A 5,672-nucleotide genomic window follows, 5' to 3' on the forward strand; every position below is an offset into this window, starting at 1 on the left:
CTCGTATCTCGTATCTCGCACGATTTCTCATCAGCGTTCAGTTCTCCTTAACGGTAGTTAATTCTAATTGAATTTAAATACACCGCTCTATTTGCTGTAATGCGTCCACTTTATGACCGATCAAACTGATTTTTTGATCCAGATCTTAGGAGGATGTGTGCGAAAAGCCGCTTTAGCTTGGGTATTGCTTTTATTTCCCGCGATAGGCCAAGCAGCCGATTACCAACAAATTGCCAATATGTGCGTCGCTTGTCATGGCAGTACTCAAGACACTTCTTTTCCTTCTATTCCGAACCTGAAATGGCAGAACAAGCCTTACGTGGTTGAACAGCTCACGGCTTTTAAGAGTGGAGAACGTTCCGATAAAACCATGTCTAAAGTCGCCCAGCTTTTGTCTGAGCAAGATATTGAGCAGCTTGCCACTTACTTTTACACACTGAATCACAAAGGATCGCAATAATGAGTTTAGATAGAAGACAGTTCCTGAAAGCTGCGTTAACTGCAACCGCGGCGTCTGCGTTGCCGGTCTCTTGGGTGTTCGCAGCTAATCGCCCTGAAGGTTTAGATGCTTTAGATATCAATACGTTAACGTGGGCAAAAGCAGAAGATTTGCCGGATTATTATACCGTTTTAAATACCAACCCTTTGAATGCTTATCCGCCAGAAAGCATGCTTGCGCCCGTTGTTACGCCTGCCAATGTTCCATTTGTTCGATGGAATGGTTTAATGCCAGATTTCAATAAAATGGACCCGGATACTTGGACGTTCGAAGTGAAAGGGGAGTCTGTAAAACAGAGTAAAACTTACACAATAGCGGAACTCAAATCGAAATTTAAGCATCACACTCAAAGTCTAGTATTGGAGTGTGGTGGCAACAGCCGCAATAACTTTTACCCAAGCACAAAAGGCAATCAGTGGAACAACGCAGGCGTGTACTGCGCACAGTGGACAGGTGTGTTGCTTAGTGATGTGCTAAAAGACTGTGGTATTAAAGATGACGCGATTTACGTGGGCAACCATGGTTTCGATAAGCACTTAAGCGGCAAAGGTGAGGCCATCTCACGTGGTGTACCGATTGAAGCCGCAATGACTGACAACGCTTTGATTGCATGGGAAATGAATGGCGAACCTATTCCATATCTTCACGGTTTCCCACTGAGAACGGTATTTGGAGGACGCCCAGCTTCTGTCTCTCAAAAGTGCACCACGGGTATCAGTATCCGTAATAAAGTGCATGATGGCCATAAAATGGCAGCACCCGCTTATCAAGTGCCTAAGCACCCAATCGCGCCTGGTGAAAAAGTAGAAAACAAGGATTTTAAAATCATTGAAGAGATGATTGTGAAGTCGCTAATTACCTCGCCAAAGAGTTGCACTGAGTTTGCGCTTGGTAAAAAGGTCAAAGTGAGCGGTCACGCGTGGGCCGGGCTGAGAACCGTCGAGAAGCTCCAAATCAGTTATGACTACGGTACCACTTGGCACGATGCTAAGCTGAATAAACCGGTAAACAAGGGCGCGTGGCAGCAATGGGAAGCCGATCTAGAACTTCCTATGACAGGTTATTATGAGATCTGGGCGAAGGCCACGGATAGTGAAGGTGATAGCCAGCCTGTTGTTCAACCACAATGGAACCCAAAAGGGTATCTGTTTAATGGTTGCCATAGAGTTGCGGTAAGAGTTTCGTGAGGAAAGCCATGTGTGATAATTCAACTCAGAACAACAAGCGCTCTTATCGTAAAGACATTATGAGGGCGGCGCTGGTCTGTAGCTTGTTAACCTCAATGCTTGTTCATGCCGATGAAGTACCGGATAACCCAAAGGCTTTCTATGGGGTAGATAAGAGTTCAGGTTTAATCATGGCTCCGGGGTGGGAGCTAGTGAAAGGCCAATGTAATGCGTGCCACACGAGTCTTATTGTGGCTCAGAACAGTGGTACCCGAGAGCAATGGCGTGAAACGATTCAATGGATGGTAGACACGCAGGGGCTATGGGACTTGTCTGATACATGGGACCCAGTACTGGACTATCTGAGTACCTACTATCAAGACAAAGGGATCGACATGAACAAGTATCGACGCAAACCTATTGATAGCGCTCTGATGCCGCCTATGCCGGGAGAGCAATAATGAATCTAACTAAGTTCACGCTGCTATTGGTAACGTCGACTGTTGCTATGATGTCACTCTCCGCATGCACTGACGAAAACACTGAAACGGTGGGAAAGGTTTCACCAAAGCTGACAGTACAAAGTGACAAAACAGAACCTTATATACCGAGCCTGATGGCAGGTGAAAAGCTCGTTAACAACCTATGTAGCCAGTGTCACGGTGATAAGATCATTCCTTTCGTGCAGACTTACCCAAATATTAAAGGGCAAAAATCCAGCTACATCCTTAAACAATTGCGTGATTTTAAAAGTGATGCACGTCAGGACTTATATATGCAGTCAGTCGTGAAGTCTCTATCTGATAAGGATTTACAGGATATCGCTGCTTTCTATAGCACCTTAAAGCCGTTGGACTTGTATGAACGCTCACAGGAGTATTACCACAAATAGCGTTCACTTATGATTGCTCAAAGATACGCTGAAATTAAAAAGGGCTGCGAGTGCAGCCCTTGTTCGTTTTTGTTTTGTAGTAGCGGTAAGGTTGGGGTTATGCCGCTTTAATATGGGTTGTAATGTATGGTTGCCATGCTTGTTGGTACAGCTCTAAAGATTGGCGTCTCAGGCTATTGATTTGTGCAGCTTCAATGTCGTTGATTGGGCGCTTTTCAGCAATGGCATGGCGCTCAATACCTTGAATGATCTCGTATAGCTCATGTTCAGGACCACTTTTCACATCCGCTATCGCTTTTAAGTGAAGTTGAACCTCGGCGATCATGTTAGTTTTTGGTAAGCGAACCAGTAAGTTAAGGTCACGGTAGCCAGAATCAGCTGGTGACTTAAACTTGTTTTTCACTTTTACCACGTCCGCTTCACGGCTCAGTGCTTCGTACACTTCAACTAAGCTTTCTACATCATTAGCGATGATTGTTGCGCGAGCTAGGTCGGTAATTCTTGTGTTGTCACCATCCAGTTCTAATTCAATTTTCTCTTGAGCGCGAGCTTGAGATTTAACACCAGCGAATAGGGCATCTGAATTAGTGAGAAGAGCAGTACTTTTACAGATTGTCTCTAGCTCTGCTTGCGCTTGGTGAGCTTTGCTGTAAAGGATGTCGAAGTCGGTATAAGGCTGAGTTGGACGCGAGTCGAATGCCTTGATGCCATATAGGCCGCTTAGGCTGTGGCGGAATACGTTTGATGAAACTTGGTTTTGCGAAGACGCTGTGCGCGATTGTTCAGTTGAACTCGTTGAAACAGGTGCTGCTGCGAATGCAGGCGCTCGGCTCAATACTAGAAGCATTAGGGCCGTCGTACGGAGAAATACACTCATTCAAACTCCAAAATACAAGGTTACAAAAACGGATAGTTAAAAGGGGTAACCAGTAACGCATAAGAGTAAAAAAGCTTAACTAAACTCACTACATATTAAATGGGGCTAGTTAAGACAGAAACCAACTCTAACGTTTAATATTGCTTTAAAATGTGAACATATAGACAAATAATCCAAGCGTTTGTTCCGCAATTTTAAGAACTTTGAACCTAGCCAGTTTCTGGTGTTACTCGAAACCAATTTGGCACTTTAAGCCAAGCTAAGGTTGCTCTTACTTCTCTATACTGTACCCTTGCATTATGACTGTTTAACATGAACGAAAGATGAATAATCCTGAATTTTGGCACAATAAATGGGCAGCCAACCAAATTGGTTTCCACCTTGAAGATGTAAACCCGCTTTTAGTTGAGTTCTGGAAAGCAACTGACCCTAGCTATGAGAAGAGTGTATTTGTTCCTTTGTGTGGCAAGAGTGAAGACCTGATTTGGCTAGCGTCTAAACATGAAGACGTTCAAGGTGTGGAATTGAGTCAGATTGCGGTTCGAGCTTTTTTCTCTGAGCATTTCTACACGCCAACCGTAACTCAAATTAACGGCCAACATGAGCTTTATCAGTTTGATGAGTTGAGTGTTTACACTGGGGATTACTTCACTGCGCCAATTCAGCCGGTCGATATTATTTATGATCGTGCTTCTTTAGTTGCTTTGCCTGCTGAGATGAGAGTGCAATATGTAGAACGCTTGAAGCAGTTATTGAAGCCTGGCGGCAAGATCCTGCTTGTAACGCTAGACTACGACCAAGATGAAATGGCAGGCCCTCCGTTTAGCGTACCTAAACTAGAAATCGATCAGTTGTTTGCGGGTTACAAGATTACGTTATTGAACCAAGACATTGCAGACCACGAGCACCCTAAGATTGCTAAGAAAGGTTTGTCTCGATTCAGTGAGGAAGTGTACTTGATTGAGTCGGAAGTCTAAGCTCAGTTTGCTTTCGAAAAGATAACACCAATGAAAAGACGGGCTCATGGCCCGTCTTTTTGATCGTTAAGACTTCATGTGTGAAAGCCTACTTAGTAAATCACTTTAACTTTAGATGCGCTGGTGATTGCATCTTCAATAGCGGTTTCTGTGCTCTTACGGCGTGTTAGTGCAACACCAAGGCGACGACGACCATCGATGTCTGGCTTACCAAACAGGCGAACTTGTGTTTGTGGTGCATCTAGCGCTTCCGCAAGGCCTTCAAAACGGATGTTCGTTGATGTGCCTTGTCCAAGGATTACTGCAGACGCACATGGGCCATACTGAGTAATTGATTTGATTGGCATACCTGTAAATGCACGTACGTGCAGCGCGAATTCTGATGAGTCTTGAGACATCAAAGTCACTAAGCCAGTATCGTGTGGGCGAGGGGATACTTCGTTGAAGATCACATGGTCACCTTTAACGAACAACTCTACGCCAAAGATACCATGACCGCCTAAAGCATTAACCACTTGCTCTGCTGTGTATTGTGCAGCTTTTAGAGCGTTGTCTGACATGATTTGTGGCTGCCATGATTCGCGGTAATCACCATCTTCTTGGCGGTGGCCGATAGGTGCACAGAAATGGACACCGTCGACGGCGCGAACGGTTAGAAGAGTGATCTCATAATCAAAGTCGATGAAACCTTCAACGATCACACGACCCGCACCAGTACGACCGCCTTCTTGTGCGTAGTCCCAAGACTTCTGGATATCTTCTTCGGTTTTGATAACGCTTTGGCCTTTGCCTGAAGAACTCATTACTGGTTTCACAACGCAAGGCATACCGACAAATTCAACTGCGGCAGCGAAGTCTTCAAAGGTGTCTGCAAAGCGGTAAGGGGATGTGCTTAGCTTTAGTTCTTCTGCTGCCAGGCGACGAATACCTTCACGGTTCATCGTTAGCTTAGTGGCGTTAGCTGTTGGAACGACATTCAAGCCTTGAGCTTCAAGCTCTACCAACTTGCTGGTGGCGATAGCCTCAATTTCAGGCACCACGTAATCTGGTTTTTCTAGTTCAATGATGGCTTGAAGTGCATCGCCATCTAACATGTCTAATACATGGCTGCGATGCGCAACTTGCATAGCCGGCGCATCTGCATAACGGTCACAAGCAATAACTTCTAAACCTAAACGTTGGCACTCGATAGCCACTTCTTTGCCAAGTTCACCTGAACCTAATAGAAGTACACGAGTAGCATTTTCACGAGTAGCAGTAC

General features: G+C 45.0%; 7 protein-coding genes. 5 read left to right on the forward strand and 2 right to left on the reverse strand.

Annotated features, from left to right (window positions below):
* Positions 1–157 precede the first annotated feature (157 nt).
* From BCT81_RS21325 to BCT81_RS21340, 4 genes are read left to right on the forward strand one after another with little or no spacing between them, the layout of a single operon-like run.
* Positions 158–460: a c-type cytochrome gene (locus BCT81_RS21325; RefSeq protein ID WP_102425749.1), complete on the forward strand. Its 303-nt coding sequence runs from the start codon at positions 158–160 to the stop codon at positions 458–460.
* On the forward strand, positions 460–1,686 hold the full coding sequence (locus BCT81_RS21330) for a sulfite oxidase (protein WP_102425750.1): 1,227 nt from the start codon (positions 460–462) through the stop codon (positions 1,684–1,686). The genes BCT81_RS21325 and BCT81_RS21330 overlap by 1 nt, the downstream gene beginning before the upstream one ends.
* An 8-nt stretch (positions 1,687–1,694) precedes the next feature.
* On the forward strand, positions 1,695–2,126 hold the full coding sequence (locus tag BCT81_RS21335; RefSeq protein WP_102425751.1) for a cytochrome C: 432 nt from the start codon (positions 1,695–1,697) through the stop codon (positions 2,124–2,126).
* Positions 2,126–2,557 (forward strand): cytochrome c, encoded by a 432-nt coding sequence (locus BCT81_RS21340; RefSeq protein ID WP_102425752.1) that lies wholly within the window; start codon positions 2,126–2,128, stop codon positions 2,555–2,557. Before BCT81_RS21335 ends, BCT81_RS21340 begins: the two co-directional genes overlap by 1 nt.
* Positions 2,558–2,654: 97 nt before the next feature.
* Here the strand turns inward: BCT81_RS21340 and BCT81_RS21345 are convergent, their stop codons facing one another.
* Positions 2,655–3,434: a RelA/SpoT domain-containing protein gene (locus BCT81_RS21345; protein ID WP_102425753.1), complete on the reverse strand. Its 780-nt coding sequence runs from the start codon at positions 3,432–3,434 to the stop codon at positions 2,655–2,657.
* 323 nt (positions 3,435–3,757) lie between these two features.
* Here BCT81_RS21345 and BCT81_RS21350 point away from each other — a divergent pair, with 323 nt between their 5' ends.
* A complete protein-coding gene (locus tag BCT81_RS21350) occupies positions 3,758–4,411 on the forward strand; it encodes a thiopurine S-methyltransferase (RefSeq protein WP_102425754.1) in 654 nt (217 codons plus the stop codon).
* Positions 4,412–4,503: 92 nt separating this feature from the next.
* Here BCT81_RS21350 and purT read toward each other — a convergent pair.
* Positions 4,504–5,672, reverse strand: a 1,169-nt coding sequence (gene purT, locus BCT81_RS21355) for a formate-dependent phosphoribosylglycinamide formyltransferase (RefSeq protein WP_102425755.1), incomplete at its 5' end; no start/stop codon positions are given.

The sequence above is a fragment of the Vibrio sp. 10N.261.52.A1 genome (genome assembly GCF_002876325.1).
Classification (GTDB): domain Bacteria; phylum Pseudomonadota; class Gammaproteobacteria; order Enterobacterales; family Vibrionaceae; genus Vibrio; species Vibrio chagasii.